The sequence below is a fragment of the Marinomonas epiphytica genome, from assembly GCF_054780655.1.
Map to the genome: position 1 here is coordinate 1 of NZ_BAAGVX010000032.1, position 20,702 is coordinate 20,702.

The following is a 20,702-nucleotide window of genomic DNA, read 5'->3' on the forward strand; positions in this document are numbered from 1 at the left end:
TCTCGTAAGACTTCAATATTTTTTGAAGCCTCCAGCGAGCGCCCACACAAATTATCTGATTATCTATTTTAAAGAGCGTTGCCGTTACACTTAAGCGACTCAATCTCTGTAAGAGTTTAAAGCCCTGTCCGTGTCAGCGAGGGCGTATATTAAGGATCTACAGATTTAGTGCAAGTACTTTTTTTAAAAAAAGGGAATTAATTTATAAAACCGTCACATTTGTATGTTTCACAACCAAATATTGGAGTTTTTGCTTATTTTTCATACAGAAACCCATAAAAAAGCCCAATCCGAGGATTGGGCTTAGGAACTTCTTAGTTGGTTTTTATCCCAACCACTTTCTTGCATTCTGGAATAAACGCAACCAAGGCGCTTGCTCTTGCCAGTCAGCAGGGTGCCAACTGTGCTGAACAGTGCGATATACTCGTTCAGGGTGTGGCATCATAATAGTCACACGACCATCGGCTGAGGTTAAACCCGTTACCCCTTGTGCAGAGCCATTAGGGTTAAATGGGTAACGCTCGGTTGCTTCGCCATAGTTATCAACATAGCGTAAAGCAACTTGGGATGCTGCCTCAAGAGTCGCCATATCCTGCTCTTCACGATATTCAGTTTGACCTTCACCATGAGCGACAGCAATTGGCATACGAGAGCCTTCCATTCCTGCCAACAAGATAGAGTTAGATTTTTGAACTTCAACCTGTACAAGACGAGCTTCAAACTGTGCTGACTCGTTACGTACGAATTTAGGCCAGTGAGCCGCACCAGGAATTAGCTCATGTAGGTTCGACAGCATCTGACAACCATTACATACACCTAACGCAAAAGTATCTGGACGGTGGAAGAAGGTTTCAAACTGCTCGCGAGCTACCTTATTAAAGAGTATAGACTTAGCCCAACCTTCACCAGCTCCCAGCACATCACCATAAGAGAAACCACCACAAGCGACCAAACCACTGAACTGCGCAAGGTCAATACGACCTTCTAGAATGTCGCTCATATGAACATCTACTGGGGTAAAGCCTGCTTTATGGAAAGCAGCAGCCATTTCAACTTGACCATTTACACCTTGCTCACGCAATACTGCGATCTTAGGTTTTTCGCCAGCCTTAATTAAATCCGCTACAAGCTCTTCATTTTGATCGAACGTCACATGTGCAGATAAACCAGGATCGTTAACATCTAATAAGTTATCAAACTCTTGCTGAGCCGACTCAGGGTTGTCTCGTAAGGCTTGGATACGATAGCTCGTTTCAGACCAGACACGCTGCCAGTTGATACGAGTTTCTTCTAACAGCACTTCACCTTGGTAACGCACACGAATCGAATCATCACCAGACAAGGTAGCAATTTCTTTCACCTGTACACCAGCGGCTTGATAGGCTGCAATGATTTCTACGACATCAGTATCATTGACCTGAACAACAGCACCCAGTTCTTCATTGAACAATGCCGGAGCAACTTGGGCTGAATCTGCAGCCAGTGCATCCATATCAATGTTAAGGCCTAAGTGACTCGCGAAAGACATTTCGGCCAAGGTGGCAAACGCACCACCATCTGATCTGTCATGGTACGCCAGCAATTTGCCTGCTGCATTCAAGGCTTGAGTTGTATCGAAGAAACCAGCAAGTGCTGCTGCATCATCAACGTCGGGCGTTTGCTGTCCAAGCTTGTTATAAACCTGAGCAATGACAGATCCACCTAGACGATTCTTGCCTGCACCCAAATCAATCAAAAGTAAGCGCGTATCTGCTTTATTTTGCAATTCCGGCGTTAAGGTTTTACGCGCATCCGCGACAGGAGCAAAAGCGCTTATCACTAAAGAAAGAGGAGAAGTCACGGCTTTCTCTTGACCCTCTTCTTTCCAGACAGTCTTCATTGACATAGAGTCTTTACCAACAGGTATCGCAATATCCAGTGCAGGACACAATTCCATACCAACCGCTTTAACGGTTTGGTAAAGTTTTTCATCTTCCCCTTCATGACCTGCAGCGGCCATCCAGTTTGCTGACAACTTAATGTTTTTCCGAGCTGTAATTTGGGCAGCCGCTAAGTTTGTTAGTGCCTCCCCAACGGCCATGCGTCCTGATGCTGGCGCATCCAGCAAGGCTACAGGTGTACGCTCACCCATGGTCATAGCTTCGCCAGTGTAGCTGTCTAGTGACGAAGTTGTTACCGCCACATCTGCCACTGGCACTTGCCAAGGTCCAACTAACTGATCGCGAGCCACCATACCTGTGATGCTTCTGTCACCAATGGTGATCAAAAAGTTTTTACTTGCCACTGTCGGCAAACTTAAAACGCGTTTTGCTGCATCTGCTAGATCCAAAGACGTTCCAGTAAAGTCATCTCCAGCAATAGTTGCTTTAGTTGCCTCACGATGCATTTTAGGTGGCTTACCAAATAGCACGGACATTGGTAGATCAACCGGCTTGTTATCAAAATGCGGGTCAGCAACCTCTAAATGCATTTCTTCTTTCGCGTCACCCACGACGGCAAAAGGACAACGCTCACGCTCACAGATGGCGGTAAATTCGGCAATACGGTCAGGTGAAACAGCCAACACATAACGCTCTTGAGACTCGTTACACCAGATTTCTAGTGGCGACATCCCTGGCTCGTCGTTCAACACTTTGCGAAGATCAAAACTTCCGCCACGCTCGCCATCTTTCACTAGTTCTGGCAAAGCATTGGATAAACCACCAGCACCCACGTCATGAATAAAACTGATTGGGTTTTTATCACCCAGCTGCCAACAACGGTCAATCACTTCCTGACAACGGCGTTCCATTTCAGGATTACCACGCTGTACAGAGGCAAAATCAAGGTCTTCATTGCCATCCGCCGACGCCATTGAAGAGGCTGCACCGCCACCAAGGCCAATCAACATGGCTGGTCCCCCCAGCACAATCAGCTTAGCGCCTACTTTAATTTCGTCTTTTTCAACATGCTCACGGCGAATATTACCTAAGCCACCCGCTAACATAATGGGCTTATGGTACCCACGCACTTCTTCTTGAGAAGCCCCTTGAATTTTTTGCTCGTAAGTACGGAAGTAACCTAGCAAGTTAGGACGCCCAAACTCATTATTAAAAGCTGCTCCACCAATAGGCCCGTCAATCATAATATCTAGAGGTGTCACAATACGAGCAGGCTTGCCATATTGGCTTTCCCAAGGTTGTTCAAAGCCTGGAATTTTCAGGTCAGACACAGTGTAACCACTTAACCCTGCCTTTGGCTTAGCACCGATACCCGTTGCACCTTCATCACGAATTTCACCGCCTGAGCCTGTTGCCGCTCCAGCGAAAGGAGAAATTGCAGTTGGGTGGTTATGAGTTTCGACCTTCATCAAAATGTCGATATTTTCTTGGCTAAAATCGTATTCACGAGATTCTGGCGACGGATAAAAACGACCCGCTTTATGGCCTTCCATAACCGCTGCGTTATCTTTATAGGCAGATAATGTACCCTCAGGGTTATGTTCATGGGTATTCTTGATCATCTTAAATAGCGAACGTTCTTGCTCTTCACCATCAAGAGTCCACGACGCATTAAAGATTTTATGGCGACAATGCTCGGAGTTAGCTTGAGCAAACATCATGAGCTCAACATCGATTGGGTTACGACCTAACTCCATAAAAGACTCAACCAAATAATCGATTTCATCTTCAGCTAATGCTAACCCCAAACTTTGGTTAGCCTCGACCAACGCGGCTCGACCACCACCTAGTATATCCACACTAGTCATTGGTGCCGGTTCTGCATGAGAGAACATGGTTTGCGCCTCGCCCAATGAAGGCAATACGCTTTCAGTCATACGGTCATGAAGCATTTCTGACAACAGATCTAACTCTTCTAAAGAAAGTGGTTTATCGCTGTGAATAAAATACTCAACACCACGCTCTACACGTGACACTAAGCTCAAACCACAGTTATGAAGAATATCGGTTGCTTTGGAAGACCAAGGTGAAATTGTCCCTAAACGGGGAACCACTAAAACACTTTGATCGGAGGAACTGACTTGGGAGGATTTTGGACCGTAGGCTAGCGCGCGTTGTAGAACAAGATTTTGTTCATCTGAAAGGGATTGACCACTATGTAGCTCCACGAAGTGGAGAAATTCTGCATCAACATCAGTAACTGATGAAACAGATGCTTGCATATTAGCCAATAACTTTGCTTTACGAAACGCAGATAGCGCTGCAGAACCATGCAGGGTTAGCATGTTGAGTTTTACCTCACTTGGTAGTTTTGGGGAAAGATTGCGGGGTATTTTAAATCAAGGAGGTAATTGTTAGCTAGAAAAGTATGCTATTTATACGAAAAATCTGTAAAAAAAGATTCACAGACTATTTTTAGCGGCTTTTCTAAGCTTCTTTTTTTGCTCACGGCGATATTGAAAGAAACTCGTTAACTGCTGAGATGCTTGTTCCGCCATTACGCCTCCCTCATGAAGCACTTTGTGGTTAAGAAACACCTGCTGAAAAAATTTCCCTTGGCTTTCAATCGCACCACTTTTAGGTTCAGTGGCAGCATACACAACACGTTCAATGCGGGCATGGACTATCGCCCCTGCACACATAGAGCAAGGCTCTAAAGTGACGTATAAAGTTGCGCCAGGCAGGCGATAGTTATTCATTGTTTGGCAGGCTGCTCGGATTGCCTGAATTTCTGCATGAGCCGTTGGATCGCAATGAGAAATAGGAGAGTTAAAACCTTCGCCAATCACTTGGTCATTAAGCACCACTAAGGCACCCACAGGAATTTCACTTTGACCAGCCGCTTGCTCAGCAAGCTGCAAAGCCCGACTCATCCACTTCTCATCACTCATTGTTTACCCTTATCCAAACACAGGCAAACACCTTCTCTGTTAAGCAAGTGACACTTCACCAAGAGAGTTTGTCTGTTGCTTTTTAGCTGACATTGATTCAGGGACCACCTCAACCGCCTGAGTACCAAACTCAGTCTCAGCCAGTTGAAAGCTGACTACTTGCCCTTTTTTTAACGTTTTATGGCCATTTAGGCTAATGGATTTATAATGTACGAAAACATCACTGTGTTCGACTCTCTCTATAAAGCCAACACCTTTCGCATCATTAAACCATTTGACCTTTCCACTTAGTCTTTCCATTCTAGACGCCTCTTTTTTATTTTTATTAAAGTCAGCGAGCGGCAGGTTAAACCTACCGCTTTGTAGCTATTTTATAGTGTTTCGATCGCTCGTTTTTGCTCTTCAAACTTACTTAGAGCAAGTTGTAGATCATCACACTTCGCTCTTTCTTTTGCCACCACAGCCTCAGGCGCTTTAGCGACAAAACTTTCGTTCGACAATTTACCCTGTATACGCTGCAGGTCTTTGCTCGCTTTATCGATCTCTTTTTGCAAACGAGCAAGCTCGGCATTTTTATCAATCAAGCCCGCCATTGGCACAAGCACTTCCATATCCCCCACCAAAGCGGTGGCAGACATTGGAGCGTCATCGCCAGCAGCAAGCCAAGTAACAGACTCTAGCTTAGCCAGTGTTTGCAAGAAGGTAACATTCGCCTCTAAACGAGCTTTGTCTTGCTCTGTACCATTTCTGAACAATATGGTTAGTGGCTTAGAAGGGGCAATATTCATTTCACCTCGAATATTCCTCACACCTTCGATCACACCTTTTAGCCATTCAACATCAGCCTCTGCTGCTTCATCTTTACGACTATCATCTGCCTGAGGGTACTCAGCCATCATAACCGTGTCACCCGTCACACCGGCAAGAGGTGCAATACGCTGCCAAATTTCTTCTGTTAAGAAAGGCATCATAGGATGAGCTAAGCGCAAAAAGACCTCCAAGACTCTCACTAGGGTACGACGAGTACCGGTGAGCTGGGCTTGCGTTGCAGCTTCATCCCATAGAACAGGCTTAGAAAGCTCTAAGTACCAATCACAATACTCATGCCACATAAATTCATACAATGCTTGAGCTGCCAGATCAAAACGGTGTGTATCAAAAGCTTTGTTGACTGCCTCTTCTGCTTGCTGCAAACGAGAGATAATCCATTTATCAGCAAGAGATAGCTCAACCTCAGCACCATTTTGACCGCAATCTTGTTCTTCTGTGTTCATCAACACATAACGCGTCGCGTTCCAGATTTTATTACAAAAGTTGCGATAACCTTCTAGTCGGTTCAGATCGAACTTAATGTCGCGACCACCAGACGCCAACGAACATAAGGTAAAGCGCAAGGCATCCGTTCCGTAAGCTTGAATCCCTTCTGGGTAGGTTTCACGAGTGTTTTTCTCAACCTTTTGTGCCAAGCGCGGCTGCATCATGCCATATGTACGCTTTGCAACCAGCGATTCGATATCAATGCCATTTATTAAGTCCAACGGATCAATAACGTTCCCTTTCGACTTAGACATTTTATCGCCACGTTCATCACGAATAAGCCCCGTGATGTAGACAGTTTTAAAAGGGACCTTGTTGGTAAACTTCAAGGTCATCATAATCATTCTGGCAACCCAGAAGAAGATAATATCAAACCCTGTTACCAGAACGTCTGATTCACTAAATTCTGCAAAGTCCTGAGTGTCTTCAGGCCAACCTTGCGTTGCAAAAGTCCAAAGCGCTGACGAGAACCAAGTATCAAGAACATCTTCATCTTGAGTTAAGGTTACGCTTTCTGCTAAACCGTATTTGGCACGAACTTGCGCCTCATCTTTGCCCACATACACTTTACCGTCTGCGTCGTACCAAGCAGGAATTTGATGCCCCCACCATAACTGACGAGAGATACACCAATCCTGCAGATCACGCATCCAAGCAAAGTAAGTGTTTTCCCATTGCTTGGGAACAAATTGAATATCACCATTTTCAACTGCTTCAATAGCAGGCTTAGCGAGACTCTCCACCGCCACATACCACTGCTGAGTTAAGTAAGGCTCAATCACAGTATTACCACGCTCTCCACGTGGCACTTTAAGTTTATGGTCTTCAACTTTTTCCAACAAACCTAATGCGTCAAAGTCCGCAACAACCGCTTTACGAGCATCAAATCTGTCCATACCACGATACTTCTCCGGTGCGACATCATTAATTGCAGCATCGTCGGTCATGATATTAATTAGCGGCATGTCATGGCGCTTACCGACTTCATAGTCATTGAAGTCATGGGCAGGGGTAATTTTTACACAGCCAGTACCAAATTCTTTATCAACATACTCATCGGCAACGATAGGAATGCGACGCCCCACCAAAGGCAACTCTATCTCTTTACCCACCAAGTCAGTAAAACGCTCATCATCTGGAGCAACAGCGACAGCAGCATCACCAAACATGGTTTCTGGACGAGTCGTCGCTACAACAATATGATCTTTACCGTCAGCCGTTTTCACACCATCCGCTAATGGGTAGCGGAAATACCACATAAAGCCGTTCTCTTCCTCTGATAACACTTCCAAATCAGAGATAGCTGTATGTAAAACTGGATCCCAATTTACGAGGCGCTGACCGCGATAAATAATGCCTTCATCAAATAATCGGACAAACACTTCTTGGACAGCTGCAGACATACCTGGGTCCATGGTGAAACGTTCTTTGTCCCACGCGACAGAGTCACCCAACACTCGCATTTGGTCAGAAATAGTGCCACCAGATTGGCCTTTCCATTCCCATACTTTTTCTAGAAATTTTTCACGACCTAAATCATGACGAGTAATGTCTTGAGCCGCCAACTGACGCTCCACTACCATTTGCGTCGCGATACCAGCATGATCACAGCCTGGCTGCCACAAGGTTCGACTTCCTTTCATTCGCTCTCGACGAATCATGGCATCCATAAGAGTGTGCTGGAAAGCATGCCCCATGTGTAGGCTACCCGTTACATTGGGCGGTGGAATCATGATTGAGAAAGGCGTACCTTGCCCTTGGGGAGAAAAAAATCCCCCTTCTTCCCAGCGTTGATAAATGGGTTGTTCGATACTCTGAGGTTGGTATGTTTTTTCCATTATGATGTCTTAAAGCTCTTTTAATAAGGCGGTAAAAATTAGTTTGGCGGAATTATAACTGGTTGCAGCGAGATAAAAAATAAACAATGGGTATTTGTCTAAGCAAAAGCGGATCTACTTAGCTTTCAACTCGGCTAGGTTCTGCACAACCTCTTGCACGAGATCAGGCAAACGCTTTTCTAACACTTGCTGGATAACATGCGATATTTCTTCGTGAGCCAGCTCTTGGGCTACCATAGAAGACGTTTCAGATTCTTCTTTCACTTGAGTTTCAGACGTTTCTGCGGAAATTTTATGGCTTTGCACTGGCTCAACAGACTTAGAAGCAATATCGTTGCTATTAGGCTGAAGACTCTCATGAATAGATTGTTGTAGGTGCTCTGCTTGGCTTACGGCGTCTGTTAACTGATCCGTAACTACGTCCATCAAAATCGGAATATCGTCCTGATTTCGCAATGCACTCATAAGCGTTGCTTCATCGGGCTCATAAGCCTCATTTTCTATTTGCACTACTGACTCAGACATACTCAAAACCACTACTGTATATAAACGAACTCGTAGAAAGTCTACAACTCTTCCCTTGATACTAGCAAATGTCTTACAACAAGAACATGCACAACAAGGAAACAAAAAAGGGGCAGTAAGGTGTTTCCCTTACTACCCCTTCATCTATTGGCTTTCGTTATTTGGCTTTATCCAACAAATAGCGAGTTAGCAAGGCAACAGGTCGACCACTGGCACCTTTCGCTGCACCACCCGTCCAAGCGGTACCAGCAATATCTAAGTGCGCCCAAGGGTAAGATTCTGTAAAACGAGACAAGAAACACGCCGCCGTAACAGAGCCAGCTTCCGGGCCACCGATATTACCAATATCAGCAAAGTTACTATCGAGCTGCTGTTGATATTCTTCATCCAGAGGCATTTGCCACACTTTATCTGCCGATACCTGGCTCGCTTCTTTCAGAGAGGCAGCTAGAGCTTCGTCATTAGCATACATACCTGAATTCACACTACCTAAAGCGACTACGCAAGCGCCAGTCAAGGTTGCAATATCCACCACAGACTTGGGCTCAAAACGCTCAATGTAAGTTAAAGCATCACATAATACTAGGCGACCTTCAGCGTCTGTATTAAGCACTTCAACGGTTTTTCCTGACATGGTTTTCACTACATCACCAGGTTTGGTTGCACGCCCACTTGGCATGTTTTCCGCCGCAGCGACCACTGCAGTGAAGTTCAGTTTAGGTTTTAATTCACAGATTGTTTTCATGGTACCGAATACACTCGCAGCACCACACATGTCGTATTTCATTTCATCCATTTTAGCGCCAGGTTTAAGGGAAATTCCCCCTGTATCAAATGTGATACCTTTACCTAACAGCACGTGAGGAGCATCACCTTCTTGGCCACCTCTATAGTGCATGACAATTAAATAGCTCGGCTGATCACTACCACGCCCTACTGACAACAAGCAGTGCATACCCAATTCGTCCATTTTGGTTTCGTCTAGCAACTCAACCTCAATACCGTAGTCTTCTTCAAACTGCTGAGCTTTAGAAGCCAAATAGCTTGGCGTACAAATATTACCTGGCAGATTCCCTAACTGACGCGCAAAAGCAGAGCCTTGCGCAGTCGCTGCACCAATCGTAAGAGCACCTTGATCCTTCCCTTCTAGCATCAAAGTCGTTACTTTCGAGACCTTTTCTTCATCGTCTTGTTTCAATCCTAAGAACTGATAGAAACCTTCATTCAACCATTGCGCAACCAGAGCAACAGTTTGAGACTCTGTGCGTCCTTTCAAGCTTAAGGCAGCGCTTGCAACAGCAACTGATTCAAATGGCAAACCTTTAATCTGCGCGGCTACAGCAGCAACCACCTTGCGAGCTTGCATATCACTCAGCTCAGCCCCTTTGCCAGTCCCTACCAACAATACAGCCTGTGAGAAATCTTGCGATACGGCAGGCAACAATAACGTTTGACCTAAACCTGCTTTAAATACACCACTTGCTCGCAACTGAGCAATTTGACCCGCTGCATTTTCATCTACCCATGCCGTAGACTCTGGCAATTCACCTTCACTTGGCACAAACACAACAAGCAAATCAGCCTGCACACTCGATACTCGATCAAATAACACTGTATTCATGGGAGCTCCCTAATACGCAATACTTTTTAAAAAAACTGGATAATATCCTTCTTACTACGAGATAATGGGGACATTTATAGATGTAATCAACTCTACGCGTAAGAAAGCACAAATCAATAGAGGTGAACTTGAGATTATTCAAATACTTGGCAAAAGAAGTACTCGTGTCAACGGCTGGTGTCACGCTGATTTTACTTCTTGTCATACTAAGTGGACGCTTTGTCAGCTACCTAGGACGAGCCACTGAAGGTAAAATGACCTTCGAATTCCTCTTTATTATTCTTGGCTTTCATATTCCAAGCTTTGTACAGACCATACTTCCTTTAGCGTTTTTCCTTTCTCTATTGCTGGCTTATGGCCGCCTTTACATAGAAAATGAAATGTCAGTGCTCTTTTCTAGCGGCATAAGCAAAGCCAAACTGGCTTTATATACTCTTGGCATTGCTGGTTTGATTGGCAGCGCTAGTGCTTTCCTAAACCTTTGGCTAGCCCCCACTTCAGAATACTACGCAGCAAAGGCGTCCCAAGAGCAGGATCAGCTGTCTAGCTTTGACTTCTTACTGCCTGGGCGTTTTCAAGGTAACGGCCAACGCACCACGTATATAGACAGCTTCACATCCGAAGGATGGATGAACCAGATCTTCCTATCTAACATCGTAAAGAAGCAGGATAAAAACGCACTATCTCTTACTTTTGCCTCTTATGCTGAGCAAATCCGTTTGGATGAAGAAAATGGCGACAATTACCTAGTATTTAAAAATGGCACTCAATATGAGGGCTCGCCGGGACAAGCTGACTATCGCATCACACAGTTTGACACCTATGCTGTGCGCATGGAGAACCCCACCCCTTCGCCAATTGATGAAGCCTATACTCAAAGCACACTGCAACTTATAAAAAGCAATGACCCACTGGCGAAAATCGAACTACAGTGGCGGCTTTCTCTCACTATTATGATTCCTATTCTAGCCATCATTGGGCTTTCACTAAGCCAAGTTAACCCACGCCAAGGGCGCTTTTTTAAGATGCTACCCGCCATCTTACTCATGATTCTCTATATCGCCCTGTTAATTTGGGGCCGCACCAGCCTAGAAAAGGGCAAAATACCTTTGAACTTGGGACTATGGTGGATACATGGCATGTTCTGTGTAATCGCAGGGGTATTATTTATGCAGTTCAACCAAGTATTCGCTAGGCGTAAGAAACGGCCTCAACTGAAGCAAGGAGAACCAGCGTGAGTAGAATCGATCGCTATGTTTCCAGCAGCGTAATGTGGGGCTTTTTAATTGTAGTACTAGTCTTACTAGGCTTGGATTACGCCCTTACTTTCATTGAGCAAATCAAAAAGGTCAATGATAACTACACAGTCCAGTCACTTTTGCAGGTACTTTTATACCGCCTGCCAGGCAAGTTTTCTGAATACGTTCCAATTGCCTCGCTAATTGGCACATTGATGGGACTAGGCACCCTAGCATCAACCTCCGAACTGACAGTAATGCGTGCCGCTGGCATGCCAATTTGGCGAATAGGTGTAGCAGCTTGCCAGCCCATCTTATTTGTCTCTTTGGTTGGCATGGGCGTATCTGAGTTCGTTGCCCCTCCGGCAGAACAAAGAGCCAACCTAATTGAAAAACTGCAGGACCAGAACAGTGGTACCTTCTCATTAACCGGAGGGGTGTGGTTAAAAGCCGACAACAACTTTATTTACATTGACGCCGCCGACAATGATGGGAAGATTTATGGCATTCAAATTTTTTCACCCAATCAACAACAACTAAAAAGCGCAACGACCGCAAAGTCTGCTGAACACTTAGACGGCACTAACTGGATGCTAAATGACGTATCCGAAACCATTTTTTATGCTGATAAAACAGAAGTAAACCATTTTGAGACCAGAACTTGGTCAATGAGCATTCAACCCGAGCATTTATTTTTAGCATCCCAAGAAGCTGAAAGCTTGTCGCTCTCGCAACTACTCAGCTATCAGAGATACCTGCACCAACAAAATTTAGACAGTGGCCCCCATGAGCTAGAATTTTGGAGCAAGGCCTTACGCCCCGCCGCGTCATTAGCTCTGGTTATTGTTGCATTATCAAGTGTCTTTGGCCCTCTTCGCTCTTCAACAATGGGGGGCAGAATTTTTTCAGGGGTCATGATAGGCCTAGCCTTTCAAAACGGTTTAAACCTTTTTGGGCGCATGAGCATTGCCGCTGACTTCCCACCATTCATTGGGGTTAGCATCCCGATTGGCATTTGTTTACTAGCCGGAGTGTGGCTAATGAGGCGCAGAGGCTAGCTCCACACCTCACTGCAATTTATTCAGCGTTTTGTATAAAGCGCTGAATACGTTGAATAGCCTGCTGCAACCTTTGTTCATCACAGGTATAAGCAAAGCGAACGTATTTATGGGCCTCTTTCTTGCCAAAATCTGCCCCCGGGGTAAGCGCTACAAACTCCTCTTCCAACAAGGCCAAACACCATTGCATCGCATCTGAGGTAACACTAGACACATCCACGTAGACATAAAACGCTCCTTGGGCAGGAGCCACAACAGGTAAACCAATTTCTTTCAAGCCATTAAGCAATGTTTCTCTACGCTGGTTGAGTTGCACCCGTCGTAGCTCACATTCTTCCAACACATCCTCAGAAAAAGCTCGTATCGCGGCATATTGCGAAACAGAGGGCGCAGAAATAAATAAGTTTTGCGCCAATTTAGTCGCCCCTTCAACAGCCCACTCGGGCACAACGATCCAACCCAAACGCCAGCCTGTCATAGCAAAGTATTTTGAGAAACTATTGATCACAAATATCTCATCACTAACACTTAAGGCAGTAAAGTCCTCACCCTCATAGACCAAACCTTGGTAGATTTCATCGACCATTAAATGCCCACCTGAGGTGGAGACCTTATGCCACGCTTGTTCAATATATTTTTTCGATAAGGTTGCACCTGTTGGATTGGCAGGTGACGCTAACCACATACCAGCTGTATTCTCTGACCAATATTGATCTAAAGAGTCTAGGTTGATTTCAAACCCTGACTGAGCTTGGGTCTCAACCAGTTTAGCTTGAGCCCCCACCTGCAGTAAAAAATGTCGATTACAAGGGTAACAAGGGTCCGGCATAATAACCTCTTTACCAACATCCACCATAAGCGAGGACATCAGCAGCAAGGCCCCAGACGCTCCCGGAGTCACTATGATTCTCTCGGCTGGAACATCGACTTTATAGCGCTTGAGATAATGCTGACTAATCGCCTGCTTTAATTCAGGCAAACCTGTTGCTGGCGTGTAACCTGTTTTACCTTCCAAGCAAGCCGAAATACCGGCTTGACTAACCGCCTGAGGCGCAACAAAATCCGGCTCTCCAACTTCTAAATGAATCACGTCTTCACCTTGTGCCTGCAACGCTTTAGCGCGCTCCAATACGGCCATCACTTGAAACGGCGAAATATCTCCGACTCTAGAAGCCAGTTGGTGTTTATTCATATAAGCCCTCGATTTGTGCTATTTTTTTAACAAATTTTACGCAATTATCTGGTTTAGACGCGCATTATCTGGTAACTTTCCGCCCGCAAAATAAACCATCTACTATTTTTAGATAACAGGTTACCATAAGGAACACCTGCGAAGTGAGGCAATGCTATGCCAAAAATGAATCCTGAATCATTATTAAAAGACTTCACTCCTTACCAAGCTAAGGACGGCGAAGAATACATGAACGAAGACCAATTGGCGCACTTCAAAAGCATTCTGCTCAATTGGAAACAAAACCTAATGGAAGAGGTTGATCGTACTGTTCACCACCTACAAGAAGAGGCGGTTAACTATGCAGACCCAAACGATCGTGCCAGCCAAGAGGAAGAGTTCAGTCTTGAACTAAGAGCTCGTGACCGTGAGCGTAAGCTGGTGAAAAAAATCTCTCAAACCATTGAACGCATTGACGAAGACGACTACGGTTTCTGTGATGAGTGTGGTATTGAGATCGGCATTCGCCGCTTAGAGGCTCGCCCAACTGCCACTCTATGTATTGACTGCAAAACGTTAGCAGAAATCAAAGAGAAACAAGTCGGCGGCTAACTTGTCGACAGCTTATCGCGGCCGTTTCGCCCCCTCACCGACCGGCCCACTCCACTTTGGCTCGCTTGTCAGCGCACTCGCGAGCTATTTGGATGCTAAGCAACAGCAGGGTAAATGGCTAATCCGTATCGAAGATGTGGACGGCACTCGCTGTTCAGAGAAACACACCCAAGATATAATCCATACTTTGGCAAGCTATGGGCTAATTTCTGACGAAGGCATTCGCCAACAAAGCTTGCACCACGATTGCTATGAAAACCATTTAGCTCAGCTGATTGAGCAAAACTGGGTTTTCCCCTGTAACTGCACTCGCCGCTTGTTAGCACAACAAAACGGCTTACACACGCAAGTTTGTCATAGTAGCCATTTAGAGCCCCATTCTTGGCGTTTAAAAAGTAGCCACGAAGCCTTTTCTTTGCAAGACCCAATACAAGGCCCACTGCACTTCGAGCATACTCTTAACCAACCTGTTCTCAAGCGCAAAGACGGCTTTTTTTCTTATCAGCTTGCCGTTGTTGTAGACGACCACTTGCAACAAATCAGTCACCTTGTGAGGGGAGCTGACCTTATTGAAACGACCGCTCAACAGCTGCAACTCTATAAAATATTTCAATGGGATGTACCCAGTATTGCCCACATTCCTCTTATTACTAACCAAGATGGCGCTAAGCTCAGCAAACAAAATCATGCTAAAGGCATAATGCCCCACGATCATCACACCTTGTTACGGGCGCTGAGTTACTTGGGAATTGAGACAAATAAAAACCTTTCCATTAAAGATACGATTCAACAAGCCATTTTTCTTTGGGAACCGATCAAGCTTGTTGGCAAAACTTGCCTGCCTATCAAACCTCAAGACCTGATTTTTTTGTAGTTTTCTCACTTGCCCTGCCACTTAAATTTGTGTGTATAATGGTTACACTAGTTACAAGAGGTGACAAAATTGCATCATATTATTGTTATCTGCCCAGAGAGTTCCGACCTCCATTCTGCAGACAACTGGCTTTCAAAATACGGCTTCCACGTCAATACCTGCGTCAGTTTTAAGCAAGCCGAAAAATACTACGAGCTTTCAGAATTCCACTTGGCCTTAGTGGATCAGACAAGCATACAAGAGCTTGACGATGAGCAGTCCACTCTTAACAGCTTACCACCTCGTATCGTGCTTGACGCTCGTCCCAGCCTCAATTCAGGCATCGATAGCATGGCGGCGGGAGCAAAGTATTATTTACCTTTACCTACAGACTCTGAAACCTTGCTTCGCCATATTATCGACGCCCTTGATGAGAGTGAAACAGATAAAACCGAACCCGCACCAAAAGCAGAAGTCTCCCAAGAAGACAACATTCAACTAGGCAGCGCTCAAAGCGGTATTATTGGCCAATGCGCTCCCATGCAAGAGCTTTATAGTGACATTCAAAAAGTGGCTGGCACTGATGTCACCGTTCTTATCCGCGGAGAGTCAGGAACAGGTAAAGAGCTCGTCGCCAAAGCTTTGCATAATTTAAGCCACAGAAAAAAGCACTCTTTAATCAGCGTAAACTGCGCAGCCATCCCTGAAAACCTAATAGAATCAGAGCTCTTTGGCCACGAGAAAGGCGCATTTACGGGTGCCGTATCCGCTCGAGACGGCTTAATCTTTGCCGCAGATAAAGGCACCTTATTCCTTGATGAAATTGGTGAGCTCCCCTTGGAAGCACAAGCCCGTTTACTAAGGGTTTTACAAGAGGGAGAGATCCGTCGCGTTGGCGCTATTCAATCCACTAAAGTGGATATACGACTCGTTACAGCAACCCACAGAAACCTATACAAAATGGTAGAGGAAGGGCAATTTAGGGAAGACCTTTACTATCGTTTATACGTAATGGAACTGCTACTTCCCCCTCTACGAGATAGAGGGGATGACATTGTATTAATCGCCAAAGCACTCTTAGAAAAAGCTTGCCTTAAACACCGTCGCCCTCTTTATAAGTTTAATAAAGAGTTTGATCAAGCCATTCGCAGCCATCATTGGCCTGGCAATGTAAGGGAGCTTGAGAACGCTATTGAACGTGCTGTCATTTTAAGCCCCGAGCATAAAATTGAAGCCAAAAACTTAAAGCTGGCCAGCCAAACCAAACATTCTCAAACGACTAAAATGCCCCCTCCTGCAGAGTCTGCAATGGCGGGCACCACACTCAATGATTACTTCTGCCACTTTGTGCTTTCGCACCAACACAAAATGACCGAAACCGAACTTGCACATTCTCTGGGCATTTCAAGAAAAAGTTTATGGGAACGTCGACAAAAGCTCGATTTAAACAAAAGGTAACAACCAAAAAGTAACACGTGATACCTAAGGGAACACATTTCAGTACAGAAAAAGCAAGAAAAGTGCATAACAAGAAAACAAAATTCATATAAATCAACAATTTATAAAAACTGGCACAAGTAATGCTCTATAGATGGCACAATGATAAGAAGATTGACAAGAATAAGAATAAGTTAATCGTCGAAGATGTTCTTAAAATAAAAATAAAATACAAGAACACCATGACCTCTTAAAATAAAAATAAAACCTGAGGTCATGGATGGAAAATCGCTTTGGATAATTGATTTTTTTAGATATACCAGCCTTCGGGCAATGAGAACAATGCAATAATAAAAATAAAATTGAGTAGAACCGCAGAAGCGGCACCCACTTTGTTTTCGGAACTAGTATCTTCATGTATCCAAAGCGATTCCTTTTATTTAAAAGCAACCGTCTTTCTCTCCGTAATTCCAAACTCATTTCACACTCCAAGTAAGCTTACATATAGTCGTGTAATTATCTTGTATTCACGTGTAGAATAACCCTTTTAGTTAACTTTGAATTTGTCGTCTAATGCTTACAGGATTAAAATCTCTGGTACGTAAAGCCACCTCTTTTCTCGCTCCGAGTGCTGAGCAGAGCTTTCCCATTATTATTTCTCGTGATGAACACTCGCTTTCGCGCCAACACTTAAGCCCGAATGCTGTAAAAGTGCTTTATCGGCTCAACAAAGCAGGGTTTGATGCCTACCTTGTAGGTGGTTGCATTCGTGATCATTTGATCGGCATTGAACCGAAAGATTTTGATGTGGTAACCAACGCAACACCAGAGGAAGTCCACGATTTATTTTCTAACTCACGCCTGATTGGCCGCCGTTTTCGATTGGTACACGTTACTTTTGGACGTGAAATTATTGAAGTCTCTACCTTCCGAGCCAATCAGGGACAAGAAGTACCTGAACCTACAGCGAATAGCGGTTTAAAAGGTAAGGACTCAGCTAAATCTAGCCACGGCATCATTCTCAGAGACAATGTGTATGGCACTATTGATGAAGACGCTGAACGCCGCGATTTCACCTTTAACGCCCTTTACTACAATGTTCAAGACTTTAGCATTCATGATTATTGTGGTGGTTTAGCAGACATTGCAGCGAAAAAAATTCGTATTATTGGCGACCCACGCCAACGCTATCAGGAAGATCCTGTAAGAATGTTACGGGCTATTCGCTTTGCTGCAAAACTAGGGTTTGAAATTGAAGAAACCACTGCAGCACCAATTAAAGAGATGGCGCATCTGTTAGACCATATTCCTCCTGCACGATTATTTGAAGAGGTATTAAAGCTGCTTGGTAGCGGTAATGGCATAGAAACGTTCCATTTACTAAGACAGTACGGTTTATTCAAGTATCTATTCCCTGATACGGAAGCTATTTTACAAAGCGGCTGGAAACGAGAAGACATATCTCCTGAAGCCTTCATCCTACAGGGTTTAAAAAATACAGACGTACGCATACAAAGTGGCAAAAGCACAGCACCTTATTTTTTATATGCCATCCTGTTATGGCCTAGTGTTGTTATGCGCCATGAAGAGTTCATGGCGCAAGGCATGCCTGCAACGCCAGCACTGCACCAAGCGGCCAGTATGGTGCTTGATAACCAGGTCGCTTCGACTGCTATTCCTCGCCGCTTCTCAACACCTATGCGAGAGATTTGGGACATGCAATTCCGTCTTCCAAAACGCTATGGAAAACGCGCTTTTGCATTACTTGGTCACCCTAGATTTCGCGCAGGGTTTGACTTCTTACTCATCCGAGAACTCAGTGGCACGGAGCTGGGTGGTCTAGGGGCATGGTGGGAAGCCTTTCAATTTGCTAATGAGGTAGAACAAAGAAAGCTAATAAGCAGTATCGACGCTCGATCTAATAGCAAAGAAGGCCCTAAAAAGCGCCGACCACGCCGCCGCAAAAAAAGTAACGCTGTTCGCAAAGACAATACTGAGAGCTAATTATTATGATTCGCGTCTATATTGGCATGGGGAGCAACCTAGACAACCCTAAAGAACAGCTACTTAGAGCCCTACACACTCTTCAGCAGCACCCTGATCTCGATCAGGTTGAAGTTTCAAACCTGTATTCTAGCAAACCGGTTGGCCCCCAAGACCAACCGGATTTTGTTAATGCTGTTGCCTCTTTCTCCACTTTACTCTCCCCCCATGATTTGCTTGATGTTTTACAAGGTATAGAACAATCTCAACGTAGAGTCAGAGAAAGGCACTGGGGCCCTCGTACCCTAGATTTAGATATTTTACTCTATGGATCACTTACAATAGAGGATGAGCGCTTAACTGTACCGCACCGCTTTATGCTGGAACGCGGTTTTGTCATGCAACCATTATGTGATCTAGCAGCCGACTTGGTGTTGCCTGATGGCCAGACCGTTACGCAACATTTAGAACCGCTGGACACCAGCGATCTTGTTATTATTAAAGAAGAATAAAGCTATGTATTCAGATAAGTCTCAAACTAAAGTTAGCAAACCCGTTACTCTTTCGACTCTCAAAAAGATGAAGCAAGAGAAGGAAAAAATCACCTGCCTTACCAGCTATGATGCCTCCTTTACTCACGTTATGAACGTGGCTGGTATAGACACAATTTTGGTTGGAGACTCTCTTGGAATGGTCATTCAGGGTCAAGACAGTACCCTACCTGTTACCATAGAAGATATGTGCTACCACACTGCAGCCGTAAAGCGCGGCAACAGCAATGCTTTCATTTTGGCGGACATGCCATTTATGAGTTATAGCACTCCAGAACAAGCGCTCGATAACGCTGCCAAACTGATGCAATCTGGCGCTAGTATGGTGAAACTAGAGGGCGGTAGCTGGTTAGCCGAGACGGTCCAGTTACTCAGTCAAAGAGGTATTCCTGTCTGTGCACACCTTGGCTTAACACCCCAATCTGTTCACAAGCTCGGAGGCTATAAAGTTCAAGGCAAAGGTGACACTGCCGCAGAGCTACTGCTACAAGAATCACTGGATTTAGTCGCAGCAGGCGCCGACATTTTACTTTATGAATGCATTCCTACAGAGCTTGGACAAACTTTAACTGACACCGTACCTGTCCCAACGATAGGCATTGGCGCTGGCCAACATACCGATGGCCAAGTGCTAGTTTTACATGACATGCTTGGTATTAACTTGGGGCATACTCCTCGCTTCGTGAAAAACTTCCTTAGCGATGGCCGAAACGTTCAACAAGCCATCGAAGCGTACGTAGACGAAGTTAAAAAAGGTATTTTCCCAGGAGCAGAGCACGGGTTTAAGTCATGAAAACATTTCACACTACCAAAGAGCTACGATCTGCCCTAAAAGTTGAAAGGCTACAAGACAAGCGCATAGTGTTTGTCCCTACTATGGGGAATTTACACGATGGACACATGTCTTTAATTAGACGAGCCACCAAAGAAGGTGATGTCATTGTGTCGTCTATTTTTGTGAATCCGATGCAGTTTTCAGCCAATGAAGACTTAGAACGCTACCCTAAAACCCTCAAAGAAGATCAGCAACTCCTTGAAGAAAACGGCTGTCATTACCTTTTTGCTCCAGATGCGCTAGAAATGTACCCTGACGGCAAGCGTAGCCAAACACAGATCGAAGTGACTGGCATTTCTGATATTTTATGCGGATCTTCAAGACCGGGGCATTTTGTTGGCGTCTCGACCGTTGTCACAAAATTATTTAACATTGTTCAACCTGATTGTGCGATCTTTGGTAATAAAGATTATCAACAATTAAAAGTGATCGAAAACATGGTGCGTGATTTAAGTTCCAGCATTCAGATCATAGGAGTTGATACCGCTCGTAACCATGACGGGCTTGCTATGAGCTCTCGTAATGGTTACTTAACTAAGGAAGAAAGACACATTGCTCCGGCAATGTATCAAACCCTGTTATGGGCGAAAGAAGCGCTCATAACAAACAGTGCGAGTCACGAGGACATTCGCAAACAAGCTCAGCAGAAGCTTGAAGCGGCTGGATTCCGTCGTGATTATTTTGAAATACGCGCACAACATAACTTACAAATACCATCAGAGGAAGAGAAACGCCTAGTCATTTTGGCTGCGGCATACCTAGGCAGCGCACGCCTAATAGATAACGTGCGATTAGAACTTGCCTAATTCACTTTCATTAAACTAGGGAGATT

The 20,702-nt window shown here is 44.8% G+C and carries 16 protein-coding genes; 9 read left to right on the forward strand and 7 right to left on the reverse strand.

From position 1 onward, the window contains the following. Positions 1 to 325: 325 nt before the first annotated feature. The 6 genes from purL to ACYVGZ_RS09670 form a co-directional block, all read right to left on the reverse strand. A complete protein-coding gene (gene purL, locus ACYVGZ_RS09645) occupies positions 326 to 4,225 on the reverse strand; it encodes a phosphoribosylformylglycinamidine synthase (protein WP_460754579.1) in 3,900 nt (1,299 codons plus the stop codon). A 117-nt stretch (positions 4,226 to 4,342) separates the two neighbouring features. Continuing rightward, a complete protein-coding gene (gene tadA / locus ACYVGZ_RS09650; protein WP_460754582.1) occupies positions 4,343 to 4,831 on the reverse strand; it encodes a tRNA adenosine(34) deaminase TadA in 489 nt (162 codons plus the stop codon). Between the two features lie 39 nt (positions 4,832 to 4,870). Continuing rightward, on the reverse strand, positions 4,871 to 5,131 hold the full coding sequence (locus ACYVGZ_RS09655; RefSeq protein WP_460754585.1) for a cold-shock protein: 261 nt from the start codon (positions 5,129 to 5,131) through the stop codon (positions 4,871 to 4,873). Between the two features lie 71 nt (positions 5,132 to 5,202). Then, the gene (locus ACYVGZ_RS09660) at positions 5,203 to 7,986 is read right to left on the reverse strand and encodes a valine--tRNA ligase (RefSeq protein WP_460754588.1); all 2,784 of its coding nucleotides are present in this window, start codon (positions 7,984 to 7,986) and stop codon (positions 5,203 to 5,205) included. A gap of 114 nt (positions 7,987 to 8,100) precedes the next feature. Further along, the gene (locus ACYVGZ_RS09665) at positions 8,101 to 8,511 is read right to left on the reverse strand and encodes a hypothetical protein (RefSeq protein WP_460754590.1); all 411 of its coding nucleotides are present in this window, start codon (positions 8,509 to 8,511) and stop codon (positions 8,101 to 8,103) included. 157 nt (positions 8,512 to 8,668) lie between these two features. Further along, complete coding sequence (locus ACYVGZ_RS09670; protein WP_460754592.1) at positions 8,669 to 10,132, reverse strand: leucyl aminopeptidase; 1,464 nt, start codon at positions 10,130 to 10,132, stop codon at positions 8,669 to 8,671. Positions 10,133 to 10,254: 122 nt separating this feature from the next. Between ACYVGZ_RS09670 and lptF the strand changes: the two genes are divergently transcribed. Further along, positions 10,255 to 11,370 carry an LPS export ABC transporter permease LptF gene (gene lptF, locus ACYVGZ_RS09675; protein ID WP_460754595.1) on the forward strand — a complete coding sequence of 372 codons (1,116 nt, stop codon included), beginning with the start codon at positions 10,255 to 10,257 and terminating at the stop codon, positions 11,368 to 11,370. Beyond that, positions 11,367 to 12,428: an LPS export ABC transporter permease LptG gene (gene lptG / locus ACYVGZ_RS09680; protein WP_460754598.1), complete on the forward strand. Its 1,062-nt coding sequence runs from the start codon at positions 11,367 to 11,369 to the stop codon at positions 12,426 to 12,428. The genes lptF and lptG overlap by 4 nt, the downstream gene beginning before the upstream one ends. Before the next feature lie 19 nt (positions 12,429 to 12,447). Here lptG and ACYVGZ_RS09685 read toward each other — a convergent pair whose 3' ends face one another. Beyond that, positions 12,448 to 13,620 carry an aminotransferase class I/II-fold pyridoxal phosphate-dependent enzyme gene (locus ACYVGZ_RS09685; RefSeq protein ID WP_460754601.1) on the reverse strand — a complete coding sequence of 391 codons (1,173 nt, stop codon included), beginning with the start codon at positions 13,618 to 13,620 and terminating at the stop codon, positions 12,448 to 12,450. A 156-nt stretch (positions 13,621 to 13,776) separates the two neighbouring features. On the opposite strand from ACYVGZ_RS09685, the gene dksA reads away from it, so the two are divergent. From dksA to panC, 7 genes are all read left to right on the forward strand, one after another. Further along, positions 13,777 to 14,211: an RNA polymerase-binding protein DksA gene (dksA, locus tag ACYVGZ_RS09690; protein WP_460754604.1), complete on the forward strand. Its 435-nt coding sequence runs from the start codon at positions 13,777 to 13,779 to the stop codon at positions 14,209 to 14,211. A 1-nt stretch (position 14,212) separates the two neighbouring features. Further along, a complete protein-coding gene (gluQRS, locus tag ACYVGZ_RS09695) occupies positions 14,213 to 15,085 on the forward strand; it encodes a tRNA glutamyl-Q(34) synthetase GluQRS (RefSeq protein WP_460754607.1) in 873 nt (290 codons plus the stop codon). A gap of 69 nt (positions 15,086 to 15,154) precedes the next feature. Beyond that, a complete protein-coding gene (locus ACYVGZ_RS09700; RefSeq protein WP_460754610.1) occupies positions 15,155 to 16,522 on the forward strand; it encodes a sigma-54-dependent transcriptional regulator in 1,368 nt (455 codons plus the stop codon). Between the two features lie 552 nt (positions 16,523 to 17,074). Then, positions 17,075 to 18,505: a polynucleotide adenylyltransferase PcnB gene (gene pcnB, locus ACYVGZ_RS09705; protein ID WP_460754613.1), complete on the forward strand. Its 1,431-nt coding sequence runs from the start codon at positions 17,075 to 17,077 to the stop codon at positions 18,503 to 18,505. A 5-nt stretch (positions 18,506 to 18,510) separates the two neighbouring features. Next, on the forward strand, positions 18,511 to 18,996 hold the full coding sequence (gene folK, locus ACYVGZ_RS09710; protein WP_460754615.1) for a 2-amino-4-hydroxy-6-hydroxymethyldihydropteridine diphosphokinase: 486 nt from the start codon (positions 18,511 to 18,513) through the stop codon (positions 18,994 to 18,996). Positions 18,997 to 19,000: 4 nt separating this feature from the next. Continuing rightward, complete coding sequence (gene panB / locus ACYVGZ_RS09715; protein WP_460754618.1) at positions 19,001 to 19,828, forward strand: 3-methyl-2-oxobutanoate hydroxymethyltransferase; 828 nt, start codon at positions 19,001 to 19,003, stop codon at positions 19,826 to 19,828. Continuing rightward, the gene (panC, locus tag ACYVGZ_RS09720) at positions 19,825 to 20,676 is read left to right on the forward strand and encodes a pantoate--beta-alanine ligase (RefSeq protein WP_460754621.1); all 852 of its coding nucleotides are present in this window, start codon (positions 19,825 to 19,827) and stop codon (positions 20,674 to 20,676) included. Before panB ends, panC begins: the two co-directional genes overlap by 4 nt. Positions 20,677 to 20,702 lie beyond the last annotated feature (26 nt).